The sequence below is a fragment of the Acinetobacter sp. YH12105 genome (genome assembly GCF_013419095.1).
In the GTDB taxonomy this organism is placed as follows: domain Bacteria; phylum Pseudomonadota; class Gammaproteobacteria; order Pseudomonadales; family Moraxellaceae; genus Acinetobacter; species Acinetobacter pseudolwoffii.
Map to the genome: position 1 here is coordinate 79,560 of NZ_VPAU01000001.1, position 15,521 is coordinate 95,080.

The 15,521-nt window shown below is 43.6% G+C and carries 13 protein-coding genes; 10 read left to right on the forward strand and 3 right to left on the reverse strand.

What is annotated here, in order from left to right:
• Positions 1 to 70: 70 nt before the first annotated feature.
• Together FTU44_RS00400 and FTU44_RS00405 are read left to right on the forward strand one after the other, a co-directional pair.
• Positions 71 to 1,042: an aliphatic sulfonate ABC transporter substrate-binding protein gene (locus tag FTU44_RS00400; RefSeq protein ID WP_180049063.1), complete on the forward strand. Its 972-nt coding sequence runs from the start codon at positions 71 to 73 to the stop codon at positions 1,040 to 1,042.
• The gene (locus FTU44_RS00405; RefSeq protein WP_180049065.1) at positions 1,042 to 1,869 is read left to right on the forward strand and encodes an ABC transporter permease; all 828 of its coding nucleotides are present in this window, start codon (positions 1,042 to 1,044) and stop codon (positions 1,867 to 1,869) included. Before FTU44_RS00400 ends, FTU44_RS00405 begins: the two co-directional genes overlap by 1 nt.
• Before the next feature lie 66 nt (positions 1,870 to 1,935).
• Here FTU44_RS00405 and prmC read toward each other — a convergent pair whose 3' ends face one another.
• Entirely contained in the window at positions 1,936 to 2,754 is an 819-nt protein-coding gene (gene prmC / locus FTU44_RS00410; protein ID WP_180049067.1) for a peptide chain release factor N(5)-glutamine methyltransferase, read from the reverse strand.
• Complete coding sequence (prfA, locus tag FTU44_RS00415) at positions 2,754 to 3,842, reverse strand: peptide chain release factor 1 (protein WP_180049069.1); 1,089 nt, start codon at positions 3,840 to 3,842, stop codon at positions 2,754 to 2,756. Before prfA ends, prmC begins: the two co-directional genes overlap by 1 nt.
• Positions 3,843 to 4,188: 346 nt before the next feature.
• On the opposite strand from prfA, the gene FTU44_RS00420 reads away from it, so the two are divergent.
• The 4 genes from FTU44_RS00420 to FTU44_RS00435 all read left to right on the forward strand — a co-directional run bounded on the left by FTU44_RS00420 (position 4,189) and on the right by FTU44_RS00435 (position 7,327).
• Positions 4,189 to 4,620, forward strand: coding sequence for a glycine zipper 2TM domain-containing protein (locus tag FTU44_RS00420; RefSeq protein WP_005097225.1), 432 nt, complete (start codon positions 4,189 to 4,191; stop codon positions 4,618 to 4,620).
• Positions 4,621 to 4,853: 233 nt separating this feature from the next.
• Entirely contained in the window at positions 4,854 to 5,306 is a 453-nt protein-coding gene (locus FTU44_RS00425) for a hypothetical protein (protein WP_005097226.1), read from the forward strand.
• Positions 5,307 to 5,461: 155 nt separating this feature from the next.
• Positions 5,462 to 6,466, forward strand: a complete 1,005-nt coding sequence (locus FTU44_RS00430; protein WP_100355348.1) for an LLM class flavin-dependent oxidoreductase — start codon at positions 5,462 to 5,464, stop codon at positions 6,464 to 6,466.
• 297 nt (positions 6,467 to 6,763) lie between these two features.
• Positions 6,764 to 7,327 (forward strand): flavoprotein, encoded by a 564-nt coding sequence (locus FTU44_RS00435; protein WP_180049071.1) that lies wholly within the window; start codon positions 6,764 to 6,766, stop codon positions 7,325 to 7,327.
• A 233-nt stretch (positions 7,328 to 7,560) separates the two neighbouring features.
• Here FTU44_RS00435 and FTU44_RS00440 read toward each other — a convergent pair whose 3' ends face one another.
• Positions 7,561 to 8,397: a pyruvate, water dikinase regulatory protein gene (locus FTU44_RS00440; RefSeq protein ID WP_005097231.1), complete on the reverse strand. Its 837-nt coding sequence runs from the start codon at positions 8,395 to 8,397 to the stop codon at positions 7,561 to 7,563.
• Between the two features lie 154 nt (positions 8,398 to 8,551).
• Between FTU44_RS00440 and ppsA the strand changes: the two genes are divergently transcribed.
• The 4 genes from ppsA (at position 8,552) to cyoB (ending at position 15,521) form a co-directional block, all read left to right on the forward strand.
• Positions 8,552 to 10,930 (forward strand): phosphoenolpyruvate synthase, encoded by a 2,379-nt coding sequence (ppsA, locus tag FTU44_RS00445; protein WP_005097232.1) that lies wholly within the window; start codon positions 8,552 to 8,554, stop codon positions 10,928 to 10,930.
• A gap of 400 nt (positions 10,931 to 11,330) precedes the next feature.
• Entirely contained in the window at positions 11,331 to 12,125 is a 795-nt protein-coding gene (locus tag FTU44_RS00450; protein ID WP_005170506.1) for an RDD family protein, read from the forward strand.
• 300 nt (positions 12,126 to 12,425) lie between these two features.
• A complete protein-coding gene (gene cyoA / locus FTU44_RS00455) occupies positions 12,426 to 13,529 on the forward strand; it encodes a ubiquinol oxidase subunit II (protein ID WP_005097235.1) in 1,104 nt (367 codons plus the stop codon).
• Positions 13,530 to 13,532: 3 nt separating this feature from the next.
• Positions 13,533 to 15,521, forward strand: coding sequence for a cytochrome o ubiquinol oxidase subunit I (gene cyoB, locus FTU44_RS00460; RefSeq protein WP_074383225.1), 1,989 nt, complete (start codon positions 13,533 to 13,535; stop codon positions 15,519 to 15,521).

Consider the following 15,521-nt stretch of genomic DNA (forward strand, 5'->3'; position numbering starts at 1 on the left):
CTCTTTTGCATCTTCACTCAACACCCGCTATTTATGTCGAAAAATTCATTATGATGACTTTGAGATAAGCATGAAAAAAATATTGATCTCCACAAGATTGGTGGTACTGACAGTTTCTTCTTCCCTGATCAGTGGTATAACGTTCGCAGCCATTCCGGCAGAGCTAAAACTGGATTATGCTTATTATGCTCCGACCAGTCTGGTGCTAAAAGAGCAAAAACTTTTAGAAAAAGCACTTCCGAAAACACAAATCAAATGGGTATTTAGCCAAGGCAGTAATCGTTCTCTAGAGTATTTAAACAGTGGCAGTGTCGATTTTGCTTCGACTGCAGGTTTGGCTGCCGTCCTCAGTCGTGCCAATGGCAGCCCGATTAAAACTGTATATGTACAAAGCCAACCAGAGTGGACTGCACTGGTCGTTGCAAAAGACTCGCCGATAAAATCCCTGAAAGACCTAAAAGGTAAAAAAATTGCAGCAACCAAAGGTACCGATCCATTCCTGTTCACTTTGCAAGCTCTGGATACTGTCGGCCTCAGTAAAGGTGATGTTCAACTGGTACATTTACAGCATCCGGATGGTAAAACCGCACTAGAACGTAAACAGATCGATGCCTGGGCTGGCTTAGATCCACTAATGGCCTCTGCACAAGTACAGTCAGGTGCCAAACTGCTATATCGCAATGTGGGCTTTAATTCTTATAGCGTTTTAAGTGTAAAGGAAAACTTTGCCAAACAAAGCCCGGAAGCAATTGAAGCCGTGCTTAAAGCCTATGAACAGGCACGCCAATGGGCCAAAGCCAATCCGGACAAACTGGCTGAACTTTTGGCACGTGAAACAAAACTGCCATTAAACGTTGCCAAACTTCAGCTCAGCCGTACCAATCTGGATCAGAATATTCCTACAGCCAAACATATTAAGGCCTTACAAAAAGCCGGCACGATTCTGACCGAAGAAAATCTGGTACGTAAAGGCACCAATGTCAATCAAGTGGTGTCTCAGCTGCTTGATGCCAAATATGCACAAAAGGTTGTGAGCAAATAATGGCTCTAGCTAAAAGCATCCCGGAACAACTCGTGCAGAATCAATCACCCAGGTCGGTTTTTTTGTCACGCTGTCTTTCGATCCTGAAAGGTCTGACCCTTCCTGTCATTTTAATCATTCTATGTGAAGTACTGGTGCGTAGCGGTGTGATTGAACCGTATCTGTTGCCTGCACCGAGTAGTCTGCTTCAGTCTTTGGCTGAACTGGCAGAAGGCGATTTATGGCAACATATCGGGCTAAGTAGCTGGCGGGTAGTATTGGGCTTTGCGATCGGGAGTGGTCTGGGATTAGTCTTTGCCATTTTTGTGGGTCTGAATAAGCAGGCAGAAGAATTTCTGGAACCCTCATTTTCTGCAATTAAATCGATTCCAAGTTTGGCCTGGATTCCTCTTTTACTGCTTTGGCTGGGGATTGATGAAGCCTCAAAAATCACCTTGATCGCAATTGGTGCTTTCTTTCCGACCTATACCAATACCGTAGCGGCCATACAGGGCGTGGATCGTAAACTGATTGAAGTAGCACAAGTGTATCGTTTGAAATACTGGCAGCAGATTCAGCAAATTGTCTTGCCGGCTGCATCCCCTGGCATATTGACCGGTTTAAGGAATAGCTTAAGCCTGTCATGGATGTTTATGATTGCTGCAGAACTGATTGCCGCAACCCAAGGTATCGGCTATTTACTCAGTGATGGCCGGGAGACATCCAGACCCGATATCGTGATCATTGCGATTATCTTATTGGCCATTTTAGGGAAAGTTAGCGATAAGCTCATGAAGATACTGGAAACCCGATTACTACGTTGGCGTGATGTGGTTAAAAGCAGATAAAGTGAAAGACAACTAAAAAGCGGCCATCAAGGCCGCTTTTTTAATATACAGATTTTATGCTGAAAATTAATGCGGCCACTGGCCCAAAGTCACCCGATCATTACCGCCATAATCTTTGACAGTACGAACCTGCTTATAGCCTGCCTGTCTGAACAAATGCTGTACGGCATCGGCCTGATCATAGCCATGTTCAAGCACCACCCAACCCTTGACGGTTAAGTGCTTTTTGGCCTGAATAATAATATCTTCCAAATCAGCCAGACCCTTTTTCTGTGCAACCAAGGCACGTTCCGGCTCGGTTGCCAGATGCTGCATATGCGCATCGTTCGCATCGATATACGGCGGATTTGAAGCAATCACATCAAAAAACTGACGGCCAAATGGCTTTAACCAGGAACCCAGCAAGAACTCAACATTTTCAATGTCATGCTGTTCTGCATTGTATTTCGCCACTTCCAGCGTAGGCGCATAAATATCCGAGGCAACCACTTTCCAGTCAGGACGTTCCGATGCAAGCGATAAGGCAATTGCGCCTGTACCTGTACCCAAGTCTGCCACACGGGCATCTTCAGGCAGATCCAACTTTAATACGGTTTCAACCAGCACTTCAGTATCCGGACGTGGCACCAAAGTATCTTTGGTGACTTTCAGGTCCAAAGTCCAGAATGGCTGTGAACCAGTGACATAAGCCAAAGGCTCACCGGCAGCAATCCGCGCCAGACCATCCTTATAAGCCTGTTCCTGCTCCGGGCTTAATTCCTGGTCTTTTTTCATCAGCAGATCAAATGAATCAATCTTGGTGATGTGTTCCAGCAACCAGGCATTTTCCTGACGTTCGTAACTCTCGGCTTCGCCGCGCAAAGCCAGTGCTTGTAAAATATTCATTATCCACCATTCTGCTGTGCAAGCATGGCCAGCTGATCGGCCTGATATTCGCGATGCAAGCTGTCCAGCAATTCGGTCAGATCACCTTCCATCACTGCATCCAGCTTATATAAGGTCAGGTTAATGCGGTGATCGGTCATACGGCCTTGCGGATAGTTATAGGTACGGATACGTTCTGAACGATCACCCGACCCGACCAGATCACGGCGCATTTCAGAAGTTGCCGCATCTACCGCCGCCCGTTTGGCATTTTCCAGACGTGAAACTAGCAAAGCCATCGCTTTGGCTTTGTTTTTATGCTGCGAACGCTCATCCTGACACTCAACCACTGTGCCTGTCGGAATATGGGTAATACGTACCGCAGAGTCAGTTTTGTTAATGTGCTGACCGCCGGCACCTGAGGCACGATAAGTATCAATACGCAGATCCGAGGAATTGATTTCTACCGAAGTATCGACATCAACTTCCGGTAAGATCGCAACGGTACAAGCAGACGTATGTACACGACCTTGCGATTCGGTTGCTGGCACACGTTGTACACGATGCGCACCACTCTCAAACTTCAAGCGACCATATACACCGTCACCATTGATCAGGCAAATCACTTCTTTATAACCGCCGTGTTCACCTTCATTTTCTGACAGGATTTCAATACGCCAGCCTTGATTTTCTGCGTATTTACTATACATGCGATACAGATCACCCGAGAAAATCGCTGCTTCATCGCCGCCGGTTCCGGCACGAATTTCCAGATAAGCAGAGTTGGCATCATTTGGATCTTTTGGAATCATCAGAATATTCAGGTCTGATTCAAGCGCTTCAATCAAAGCTTTATTTTCTTTGATTTCCTCTTGTGCCATTTCCTTAAAGTCCGGGTCCGACAACATGGCCTGAGCTGTTTCAATATCTTCTTCAGCCTGTCTGTACTTGCTCCAAACGCTGGTGATTTCTGTCAGGTCATTATGCTCACGCGACAGCTGACGAAAACGTTTATTGTCTGAAATTACTTCTATATCAGCCAATAATGCTGTCAGCTCTTCGTGGCGGTCAGAGAGTTGGTCTAATCGTAAACGTAACGATTCTTTCATTTTTTAAAAAATCTCAAAACATAGGCTGCAACTAAAAACCGATTTAGCACAGCGAAATCAAAAAATTGCGCCTAGTTTAACGATTCTGGCTTCTAATGAACATCATTATTGAGTAAGTCCACGCCGCTATCATTCTCTCTCGGCAGCATTTGTTAACAAATAAGATTAAAAATAGTGGAATTGCCTTTTTTATAATCGATCTTATGCTTATTTCTTGCAGATTTTACAATTCATCAAATAAAGCAGTGAATTATGGAGAAACATCTTCATATTATTCTGGGCATGATTTGTTACATTTTCCACATCGAAATAAATACAGTCCTGTTAATGGACACGGAGTGATGACATGAAACTCAACGCACTTTTAATGAGTACAGTTTTAGCTGCTGGTTCAATGATGGCGGTAAATGCACATGCAGACAGTACAGCACGTGTTGCAGCAGCAAGTGCCTTAGGTAGTGTTGCAGGTACAGCCCTAGGTAAAAACATGGGCGGCAATACTGGCGCTACACTTGGCGCAGCCTTAGGTGGTGCAGGCGGCGCAGCAGTGGCAAGTAGCAAAAAGAACCGTACTGAATCTGCAATCGGTGGTGCTTTGGGTGGCGGTGCAGGTTATACCGTAGGTAAAAACATGGGCGGCAGCAATGGCGGTTATATCGGTTCAGCCCTGGGTGCTGCCGGTGGTGCTGCATTAGGCAACAAGATTTCCAAAGACAAAACTGCAGAAAAAGCCAAATCACGCCACTACAAGAAAAAACGTCATTACCGTTATAACTGATCAATGCGTTAGACCTCAGACATTCGTCATTAAGAGCACCTTCGGGTGCTTTTTTTATGCTTTTCAAACACAGTCAAATTCATGTAATACATAAAATTATTCACTCAAAATCATGAATAAATTAAGGAGATAAAAATCACAATTCGTCAACACGGCCTTCATGCTGTTTGACGCTTGCTAGATTAAATTGATCTTATCAACAAATACAGCTAGATATACGAAAAGGTGTACTCATGAACTATAAATCTCTAATGATCGCTGTTGTAGCAACCTCAGCCATGGGTATGACAGCAGCCAATGCCGGTAATACCACCAATACAGCTTTAGCTTCAGCACTTGGTGGTGTGGTTGGTGCAGCCGTGGGTAATAAAATGGGTGGTACAACCGGTGCAACCATCGGTTCTGCGATTGGTGGTGGTGCTGGTGCAGCTGTTGCGGCAAACAAACGTGACCGTAATGGTGCGATTATCGGTGGTGCCCTCGGTGGTGGTGCGGGTTATGCAGTCGGCCGAAACATGGCGGGTACCAATGGCGGTTATATCGGTGCAGCACTAGGTTCTGCGGGTGGTTCGGCACTGGGTAAAAAAGTCAGTGAGGATCGCCGTTATGATGACCGCTATGACCGTCGCTACAGTTCAAAAAACTACCGCACGAATGACTATCGTTACAACAACCGTCGTCGTTAAGGCTGCACTCTCTAAGCTTCCCTTCTTAAATAAGCATCTTCGGATGCTTATTTTTTTGCCTGTTATTTTCGTTTACACTTATATCGATTTTTTTCGATATACAAATACAATGCAAAGTCGTATGCTTTTAGTCATGTCTATTTAAGAGTAATACGATGCGTACACTTAACGATACCCGGTTCTCTATCCTCGAACTGGTTCCTGTTCGTGACGATAAGACTATTCAATTCGCGCTGAACCACGCGCTGGAGCTTGCCCAGGCAGCAGAACAACTGGGTTATAGCCGAATGTGGCTGGCAGAACATCACAATATGGATGGCATTGCCAGTTCAGCCACAGCCGTTCTTTTAGGCTATTTACTGGCGAACACCAAAAGCTTAACCTTAGGCTCAGGCGGGATTATGCTCCCGAATCATGCGCCGCTGGTGGTGGCTGAGCAATTCGGAACTTTAGCGACCTTATATCCAGATCGTGTTGAACTCGGTCTGGGCCGTGCTCCTGGAACTGACCAGATGACCATGCGTGCCCTGCGCCGTGGCCGTCAGGAAACTGAAGATCAGTTCCCGCAAGATATTCTGGAAATTTTGCAATATTTTAAAGATCCAGAGCCAAATCAGCGTATTGTTGCGACTCCCGGTCAAAGCACGCATGTTCCGGTCTGGCTACTCGGATCGAGTCTGTTCAGTGCACAACTTGCAGCAAAACTGGGCCTGCCTTATTCTTTTGCTTCACATTTTGCCCCGCGTATGCTCGGTCAGGCGATTCAGCTGTATCGTGAAAACTTTGAGCCTTCCGAATATCTGGAACGTCCTTATGTCTCAATGGGTGTCCCAACCTGTGTGGCAGATAGCGATGAAGAAGCAGAATACCTCGCGACCAGTGCCTATCAGCGGGTTTTGTCATTGATTCGTGGTCAGACCTTAAAACTGAAAGCGCCGATAGATTCAATGGACGGTCTATGGTCACCTGCCGAGAAAATGTCGGTTGATAATTTCTTTGCCATGGCACAGGTCGGCTCCAAAGAAACTGTGAAAGCTGGGCTGGAATCGCTTTTGGCCAGATATGATGTCGATGAGTTTATCTTCACTTGTGACATCTATGACACTGACAAGCGTCTGCATAACTTTGAGCTGTTGATGCAGCTTAAAAACGGGCAATAAATGAAAGCGACATCTACCTATTCTCAGCAATGGGTAGATGTTGTATAACTTTCAAATAAAATAGCAACAATCTGTTCAACACCGTCATCCAAACTTTTTCTATTCATTCTTCTCTCTTACTTAACACCACCGCTTTTTAATCATATTTATATCTCCTGACTTAGAAAAAAATAAGCCGCTGTATTTCTGTCAAATAGATGACTGTCTAAGTTAAATTTTCTCCTTTACCCTGCTTCTGGTTTTTGTTTATATCTAAGACAAAGAAAATCAATTATTAAATAAATTCAAGGAAGTCTAATGGCCACCAAGCAAGATCTACACGCTGGCATTTTTGAAAATCATCCCGAACATTTCCAGCTGTTTACCGGAATAAATATCGCTTCTTCCGAGCTTATGAAACTGGATTATTCAAACAAAGATATTGCAATTATTGGTACAGACCAGTTTACCGTTACCCAGCTGGATAAAATTAGTCAACATGCCGGTTCGGTGAAAGTTTTTCAGATTAATCCTGCTTTTGTGCTGCCAGGTTCAGACCGCATTCTGCAACGCATTATTAATCATCCTTTAATTGGTAAAAATCGTCGTCTATTTAACAACCGGATTAAGAGTCTGCTTTCCCTCAGATTTCTGGAAAATCAGGTACAAAACCTGTGGCTAAGACGCCAGTTAATGCCAAATCTTGCATCTCCTCCTAACACCTATCTCAAGTCAGATCATTATTATGCCGCGCTACAGCGGGAAAATTGTCAGCTGATTACCTGGCCAATCCTAAAAATTACTGAAAACAGTATTTGCTGTATCAATGGAGATCAGCATCAGGTCGATATTATTATTCATACTTATTTAGCAGAAGAATAAGCTACGTTGGCAACTCAACATGAAAAATTGATGAAATCTAGAACTCTACACCCAGGATTAATAGTGTACTTATTCAACAAATTGATTAAATAACGCTCTTTTGTATTTTTAATTATGATACTTGATATTTTTTAAATTTATAAAAATCATATATTATTTCTATAAATAAGCACTTATTGGTATTTTTTAGCTATAAAACAGAGCCAAATCAAAGTTTGGCTCTGTTTGGCTTTTTAGCCAATTCGACGTTTTAAACCCGTCATTTGCAAGACACGTGTCGAGATTTCTTCAATCGACATTTCAGAGACATTCAGGTACTTGATTCCTTCCGAAATGTAGATTCCTTCAATGGCACGCAGCTCCATCTGGCACTGGCTAAAGCTGGCATAACGACTATTGGCCTTACGTTCAGTGCGAATCGCGACGAGACGGTCTGCATCAATCATCAGACCAAACAGCTTGTTTTTATGCGGACGCAGTACCGCTGGCAAGCGATTATCGTCCAGATCTTCTTCTGTTAGTGGATAGTTGGCCACCCGAATACCAAATTGCAAAGACAAATAAATAGAGGTAGGTGTTTTACCCGAACGCGACACCCCAATCAGAATCAGATCGGCTTTATCATAATGACGCGTACGCGCGCCATCATCATTGTCCAAGGCAAAATGTACCGCATCGATACGGGCTTTATAGGAGGCAGTATCAGTCACCGCATGGGTTTGACCGACTAAAGTTGTAGGCAACACCTGCAACTCATCCGACAACTTACTGATAAGTCCTTCAAATACATCAAGATTTACGGCATTTGCGGTATTAATAATCTCCCGCACATAAGGGTCGACTAAAGTATCAAAAACCAGTGGTTTTTCACCGTCTTGCAGAGCACGCGCATTGATCTCTGCAACCACACTGGTTGCGGCTTCTTCAGAGCTAATATAAGGGATAATATGAATGTCAAACTTTACATTTGGAAACTGCGCTAATAGTGAGTGTCCAAGCGTTTCAGCGGTAATTGCCGTGCCATCCGAGATAAAGAAAACACTACGCTGAATTTGTTTACCTTCTGACATTAAAATTCTCCTCCACCATTTGTCTTAGTGCTATATAATCTTTATAGTAAACCGATCTTACATGACTGTCGCTTAGTAAAATCAAAAACCTAGATGATTTGCTATACTCTCATGCCAAGATAGTGATTAATACTGCAAAAGTGGAGTAACAACTTTGGAAGCGCGCGTAATTGGTCTGGAAAAATTAGGGAAGCACGACGTTGAACTCGTGGGTGGGAAAAACTCATCCTTGGGCGAAATGATCAGCCACTTATCCAATGCTGGTGTATCGGTGCCAGGTGGCTTTGCAACTACAGCTGAAGCATATCGTGAATTTCTCGAGCAAAGTGGCCTAAACGCTAAAATTAATGCAGAGCTTGCAGCACTAAATGTGGATGATGTGAATGCTCTTGCTGAAACCGGTGCAAAAATCCGCCAATGGATTGTGGATACTCCACTTACCTCTGAATTAGAACAAGAAGTTCGTACAGCATTTGCAGAACTTTCTAACGGCAACCCTGATATCGCGGTTGCCGTTCGTTCATCAGCGACAGCAGAAGATTTACCAGATGCTTCTTTTGCTGGACAGCAAGAAACTTTCTTGAATATTCGCGGTATTGATAACGTGCTTATCGCGATCAAAGAAGTTTTTGCATCTTTATATAATGACCGCGCAATTTCTTATCGTGTCCATCAAAACTTCGCGCATGACGTGGTTGCCCTTTCAGCAGGGATCCAACGTATGGTTCGCTCTGAAACGGGTGCTGCAGGTGTGATGTTTACCCTGGACACTGAATCAGGCTTCCGTGATGCAGTGTTTATTACCGCGTCTTATGGTTTGGGTGAAATGGTCGTTCAAGGTGCAGTCAACCCTGACGAATTCTATATTTCTAAACCGCTGTTAAATGCAGGCCGACACGCGATTTTACGCCGCAACTTGGGTTCTAAACACCAGAAGATGATTTATGGTGAAGAAGCTTCTGCAGGTAAATCAGTGGTTGTCGTAGATGTAGAAAAAGCTGAGCGTCAACAGTTCGCTCTAAACGACCAAGAACTCCAAGAACTTGCCAAACAAGCGCTGATCATTGAAAACCACTACGGTTCTCCAATGGACATCGAGTGGGCAAAAGATGGCGATGATGGAAAAATCTACATCGTTCAGGCACGCCCTGAAACAGTAAAAAGCCGTGAAAATGTCGGCACCATGGAGCGCTATTTGCTCAAACAACGTGGTACTGTGATCTGTGAAGGTCGCTCAATCGGTCAACGTATCGGTTCTGGTAAAGTCCGTATCGTGACTTCAATCAAAGAAATGGACAAAGTACAAGACGGTGACGTGCTGGTATCTGACATGACTGACCCGGATTGGGAACCAGTGATGAAACGTGCTGCTGCGATTATTACCAACCGTGGTGGTCGTACCTGTCATGCTGCAATCATTGCACGTGAACTTGGTGTTCCTGCGATTGTAGGCTGTGGTAATGCCACTGAAGTACTGGTTGACGGTCAGGAAGTGACTGTGTCTTGCGCTGAAGGTGATACGGGCTTCATCTATGAAGGTGCGCTGGATTTCGAAATCCAAACCAACTCGATCGAATCAATGCCTGCTCTTCCGTTCAAAGTCATGATGAACGTCGGTAACCCGGATCGTGCATTCGACTTCGCGCAAATTCCAAACGAAGGGATTGGTCTTGCACGTTTAGAATTCATCATCAACCGTATGATCGGTGTGCATCCTAAAGCATTGTTGAATATTGACAGCTTGCCACGTGAAACACGTGCTGCTGTGATGGCGCGTACTGCTGGTTATGCTTCTCCAATCGAGTTCTATGTAGAAAAACTGGTTGAAGGTATCTCTACTCTTGCTGCTGCATTTGCAGATAAACCAGTGATCGTGCGTATGTCTGACTTTAAGTCAAATGAATACGCAAACTTGATCGGCGGTAAGTTGTACGAGCCAGAAGAAGAGAACCCGATGCTGGGCTTCCGTGGTGCAAGCCGCTACGTGTCTGACAACTTCCGTGACTGCTTCGAGCTTGAATGCCGTGCATTGAAAAAAGTTCGTGATGAAATGGGCTTAACCAATGTACAGATCATGATTCCATTTGTGCGTACTGTGGCTGAAGCAAAACGTGTGATCGAGTTATTGGAATTGAACGGTCTTAAACGTGGTGAAAATGGTCTTAAAGTGATCATGATGTGTGAATTACCAACCAACGCATTGTTGGCCGATCAATTCCTTGAACACTTCGATGGTTTCTCTATCGGTTCAAACGACCTGACCCAGCTAACGCTTGGTCTAGACCGTGACTCTGGTATCGTATCGCACTTGTTCGACGAACGTGACCCTGCTGTAAAAGCGCTTCTTGCTCTTGCAATCCAGGCATGTCACCGTGCAGGCAAATACGTGGGTATTTGTGGTCAAGGTCCTTCAGACCATCCTGATCTTGCGAAATGGCTCATGGAACAAGGCATTGAGTCTGTATCTTTAAACCCGGATTCAGTCCTGGATACCTGGTTCTTCCTGGCTAAAGAAAAAGTGGCAACTGCATAATAGATTTTAAATAAAAAAAGACCCTTTCGCAGGGTCTTTTTTTTATGGGATGAATATTCTTTTATATTTCAAAACGCTCTTCTGAAAGTTTTAAAAATATAAGTTTTTGTATTTTGTTTCTCCACATTCAAATTGTAATGACAAACAAATGCCAACAGTAAAATCATTTTTAAAGGGCAATAATTAAAGCGAATCGGATATGTTGAATGATGCACTCAAACCACCCGATCCTTGTTACACTGTTTTTGATTTGAAGCATTTTCTTCATAAATAGGATTGAAAATACTCAATTTATCTATAATCTTAACGATAAGATGGTGTTTGTTTTCAAAATAGAATTCAATACAATCTTAATTCAACCTATTATCAGTTCAAATTTATATATTGAGATTCAGTCTATATGCAGATTTACTTGGCACGAAACAATCAACAAGCTGGTCCATATACGCTCGAGCAATTAAATCAAATGCTTGCCAATCAGCAAGTCATGCTAACTGATTTGGCATGGCATCAAGGCATGGCAGAGTGGAAAGCTTTAGGTGAGCTTACCCAGGGAAAATCGGTATATCAACCTGAGGGTTATGTCGCACCAACCGCAACACCTGACACGCCTTTCCAGAACAACCCGCCTATAACAGTGTCTGGTACGCAACCACGCACCCAAGCAACTACGCAAAAAAATACACTTGCCAGTATTCCCAGCCGTATTCTGGCCAAAATTGTAGACGTGTTACTCTGGTTACCAGCGACTTTTATTCTGACTGGATTCTTCACCCCTGAACAGGAAGTCCGCTTTGCAGAATTGAACCAAGAGTTCATGAATGTGATACTCAACAGTGATGCTGATCCTACCATGGCGCAGCAACTGCAAACCCAGATGTTTGAGATGTTTTCTCAACAAGCCTGGATTGCAACTGCGGTCTATTTACTGATCATGCTGGTGATTCAAGCCTACCTTATTGCCAAATCTGGGCAAAGTATTGGCAAAAAAATGACGAAAATCAAAATTGTAGATGCTGAATCTGGTGAGAAAGTTAGCTTATTACGTGCCTTCACCATTCGTAGCGTATTCTTTATATTTCTGAATATCATCTTCATGCCCTTGAGTTTAATGATTGACTGGGCCTTCGGATTGGGTAAAAAACGTCAGACCCTGCACGATAAACTGGCAAAAACTCAAGTGGTAAAACAATAATTTTGAATCACTTAAAATGGGATGATATTCATCCCATTCTTTCTTACATAACTTTGAAATTGAAATAAAATTCCTATAAATATTCCTAAATCCCGAGCAACAAAATCGGTTTTTATTACAGGCATTTAAAGCGGCTTTAGATATAGCTTAGTTCGTCAATCTCAGGCATAATGCCCTACAACGTAGCGGTGTATTATGATTAATAGGATGTTTTGTAAAAATCAGCCTTTTTCGTCATGTGCACTTTAATCGCTATCCCATATTAAATTAGGGAATGGGACTCTTCACCGAGGTTGTAAAATGAGACAAACGATTTTAGCTGTATTGTCTTTATCTGCGATGACTGCACTCTTGACCGGGTGTGGTGGTGATATGGTACTTCTGAACTCTAAAGGTCCAGTTGCAGCAGGTCAAAGTAACCTGATGATGACTGCGATTTACTTAATGCTGTTGGTGGTTATTCCATCAATCATCATGGCATTATGGTTCGGTTGGAAATATCGTGCATCGAATAAAGACGCAGACTATAAACCTACATGGACACACTCTACTGCGATTGAAATTGTGGTATGGGGTATTCCTGTCATTATTATTGGTATTTTAGCTTGGTTAACTTGGTGGGGTTCCCACAAGTATGACCCATACCGTCCAATTGAAGCAGATAAAGCACCATTAACTGTTCAAGTTATTGCTGAACAATTTAAATGGATCTTCATCTATCCTGAGCAAAACATTGCAACAATTAACGAATTGCGTTTCCCAGAGAAAACTCCGGTAAGCCTTCGTATCACGTCTAACTTCACGATGAACTCTTTCTTCATCCCGGCGTTAAGTGGTCAGATTTATGCAATGGCAGGCATGCAAACTCACCTTAACTTCTTAGCTGATGAAACGAGTCCAGCTGAAGGTTATCGTGGTTTCTCTTCAAACTATTCAGGCTATGGCTTCTCACAAATGCGCTTCCGTGCACATTCTGTGACTGATGCTCAATTCGCTGAATGGGTTGCTGCAGTTCAATCAGGTAATGGTACTTCAGTAAATCCTGTTGCAGTTCAAAAAACTGTTTTAGACCAAGCTGAATTTGCGACCTTACGTGACGGCAACCGTTCACAAAAACAAATTGATGCAATGGTTCGTAATGCAAGAACAGATTTAGAGAAACGACTTGCTGAAACTGCACAAGCAGAAGGCCCATATAAGACTCAGCCACATCCTGTGACTTATTATTCTTCTGTCGAGTCTGGTTTGTTTGAATCTGTGATTCACAACTATATGAGTAACTACCACGGTGCTGATCATACAGCTCCTGTAGAAGCTGCAGCGACTGATGCTGTTGCTCAGGAAGCATCTGCTTCTGAAGCTCATGTAGCAGGTGAACATGCGACTGCTTCTCAAGGAGAATAAGACATGAGCTTCTTAGGTAAGTTAGGTCCAGATGCAATTCCTTACGATCCAATCGTATTGGCAACTGTTGCAATGATGATCTTGGGTGCTATCGCAGTTGTTGCTGGTATTACCTACTTCAAAAAATGGGGCTACTTGTGGAACGAATGGTTCACATCTGTAGACCATAAAAAAATTGGTATCATGTATATCTTCGTATCTGTGATCATGCTGGTGCGTGGTTTCGCCGATGCGATCATGATGCGTCTTCAGCAGTTCCTTGCAAAAGGTGGCGGCGAAGGTTATTTACACCCTGAGCATTACGACCAGATCTTTACCGCGCATGGCGTGATCATGATCTTCTTCGTGGCAATGGGTCTTGTAGTTGGTTTAATGAACATCTCTGTGCCGCTTCAAATCGGTGCACGTGACGTTGCATTCCCATTATTGAACTCACTCAGCTTCTGGTTATTTGCCGGCGCTGCGGGTCTGATGATGGTTTCACTTGCGTTAGGTGAATTCGCTGCAACAGGCTGGATGGCATACCCTCCACTGTCAGGTATCGAATATTCTCCAGGCGTAGGTATGGACTACTACATCTGGGCACTGCAAATTTCAGGTCTAGGTACGCTATTAACGGGTGTTAACTTCTTTGTTACCATCATCAAAATGCGTGCGCCTGGCATGAAACTCATGGAAATGCCAATCTTTACCTGGACATCTTTATGTACAGCAGTATTGATTATTGCGGCTTTCCCGGTGTTGACTGCAACAATTGCAATGCTAACGCTTGACCGTTACTTCGATTTCCACTTCTTTACAAATGACCTGGGTGGTAGCCCAATGTTGTATGTAAACCTGATTTGGACTTGGGGTCACCCAGAAGTGTATATCTTGGTATTACCAGCCTTTGGTATTTACTCAGAAGTTGTTGCGACTTACTCACGCAAAGCATTGTTCGGTTACAAATCAATGGTGTATGCAACAGTAGCAATCACAGTATTGTCATTCGTTGTATGGGTTCACCACTTCTTTACCATGGGTGCAGGTGCCAACGTTAACGCGTTCTTCGGTATCATGACCATGATTATTGCGATTCCTACTGGTGTGAAAATCTTCTCTTGGTTATTCACCATGTACAAGGGTCGCATTGTTTACACAACCCCAATGCTGTGGACACTTGGCTTCCTTGTGACTTTCGGTATCGGTGGTTTAACAGGTGTATTGATGGCGGTTCCACCAGCGGACTTCCTGGTACACAACTCTTTATTCCTGATCGCTCACTTCCATAACGTAATTATTGGTGGTGTAGTATTTGCGATGTTCGCAGGTATCATCTTCTACTGGCCGAAAATGTTCGGTTGGAGACTGAATGAAACTTGGGGTAAAGCAGCATTCTGGTTCTGGTTCTTCGGTTTCTACTTTGCATTCATGCCACTTTATATCCTTGGTTTCATGGGTATGACTCGTCGTCTGAATACATTTGACAACCCAGATTGGGACCCATATGTAAATATCGCGATGTTCGGTTCAGTTCTTGTTGCACTTGGTATCGTATGTTTCGTTATGCAAATCGTGGTTGGTTTCTTACAACGTGACCAACGTCTAGATTTGACTGGCGACCCATGGGATGGCCGTACGCTTGAATGGTCGACATCTTCTCCTGCTCCGTTCTATAACTTTGCTCATCTTCCAAAGATCAATGGTATTGATACTTTCTGGGTTGAGAAAGAAAATGGTGTTGCATATGCAAAACCAACGAAGTATGAAGATATCCATATGCCAACGAATCGTGCTGCTGGTTTCGTTATCGCGATGTTCATCACTGTAATGGGCTTCGGTTTAATCTGGCACATCTGGTGGTTAGTAGTTGTTACGTTCATTGCTTCTATCATTAGCTTCATCGTGTCTTCTTTCACCAAGAAAGTGGATTACTATGTTCCTGCTGCTGAAGTTGAGCGTATTGAAAACGAACGCTATGCGATTCTTGAAAAACACTTGAAGAAGGACTAA

Excerpts from the sequence above, each read along its gene's own strand:
- cyoB (WP_074383225.1), top strand. The coding sequence starts at position 13,533 with ATGAGCTTCTTAGGTAAGTTAGGTCCAGATGCAATTCCTTACGATCCA.
- FTU44_RS00425 (WP_005097226.1), top strand. The coding sequence starts at position 4,854 with ATGAACTATAAATCTCTAATGATCGCTGTTGTAGCAACCTCAGCCATG.
- FTU44_RS00430 (WP_100355348.1), top strand. The coding sequence starts at position 5,462 with ATGCGTACACTTAACGATACCCGGTTCTCTATCCTCGAACTGGTTCCT.
- FTU44_RS00405 (WP_180049065.1), top strand. The coding sequence starts at position 1,042 with ATGGCTCTAGCTAAAAGCATCCCGGAACAACTCGTGCAGAATCAATCA.
- FTU44_RS00435 (WP_180049071.1), top strand. The coding sequence starts at position 6,764 with ATGGCCACCAAGCAAGATCTACACGCTGGCATTTTTGAAAATCATCCC.
- prmC (WP_180049067.1), bottom strand. The coding sequence starts at position 2,754 with ATGAATATTTTACAAGCACTGGCTTTGCGCGGCGAAGCCGAGAGTTAC.
- cyoA (WP_005097235.1), top strand. The coding sequence starts at position 12,426 with ATGAGACAAACGATTTTAGCTGTATTGTCTTTATCTGCGATGACTGCA.
- prfA (WP_180049069.1), bottom strand. The coding sequence starts at position 3,842 with ATGAAAGAATCGTTACGTTTACGATTAGACCAACTCTCTGACCGCCAC.
- FTU44_RS00450 (WP_005170506.1), top strand. The coding sequence starts at position 11,331 with ATGCAGATTTACTTGGCACGAAACAATCAACAAGCTGGTCCATATACG.
- FTU44_RS00400 (WP_180049063.1), top strand. The coding sequence starts at position 71 with ATGAAAAAAATATTGATCTCCACAAGATTGGTGGTACTGACAGTTTCT.
- FTU44_RS00440 (WP_005097231.1), bottom strand. The coding sequence starts at position 8,397 with ATGTCAGAAGGTAAACAAATTCAGCGTAGTGTTTTCTTTATCTCGGAT.
- FTU44_RS00420 (WP_005097225.1), top strand. The coding sequence starts at position 4,189 with ATGAAACTCAACGCACTTTTAATGAGTACAGTTTTAGCTGCTGGTTCA.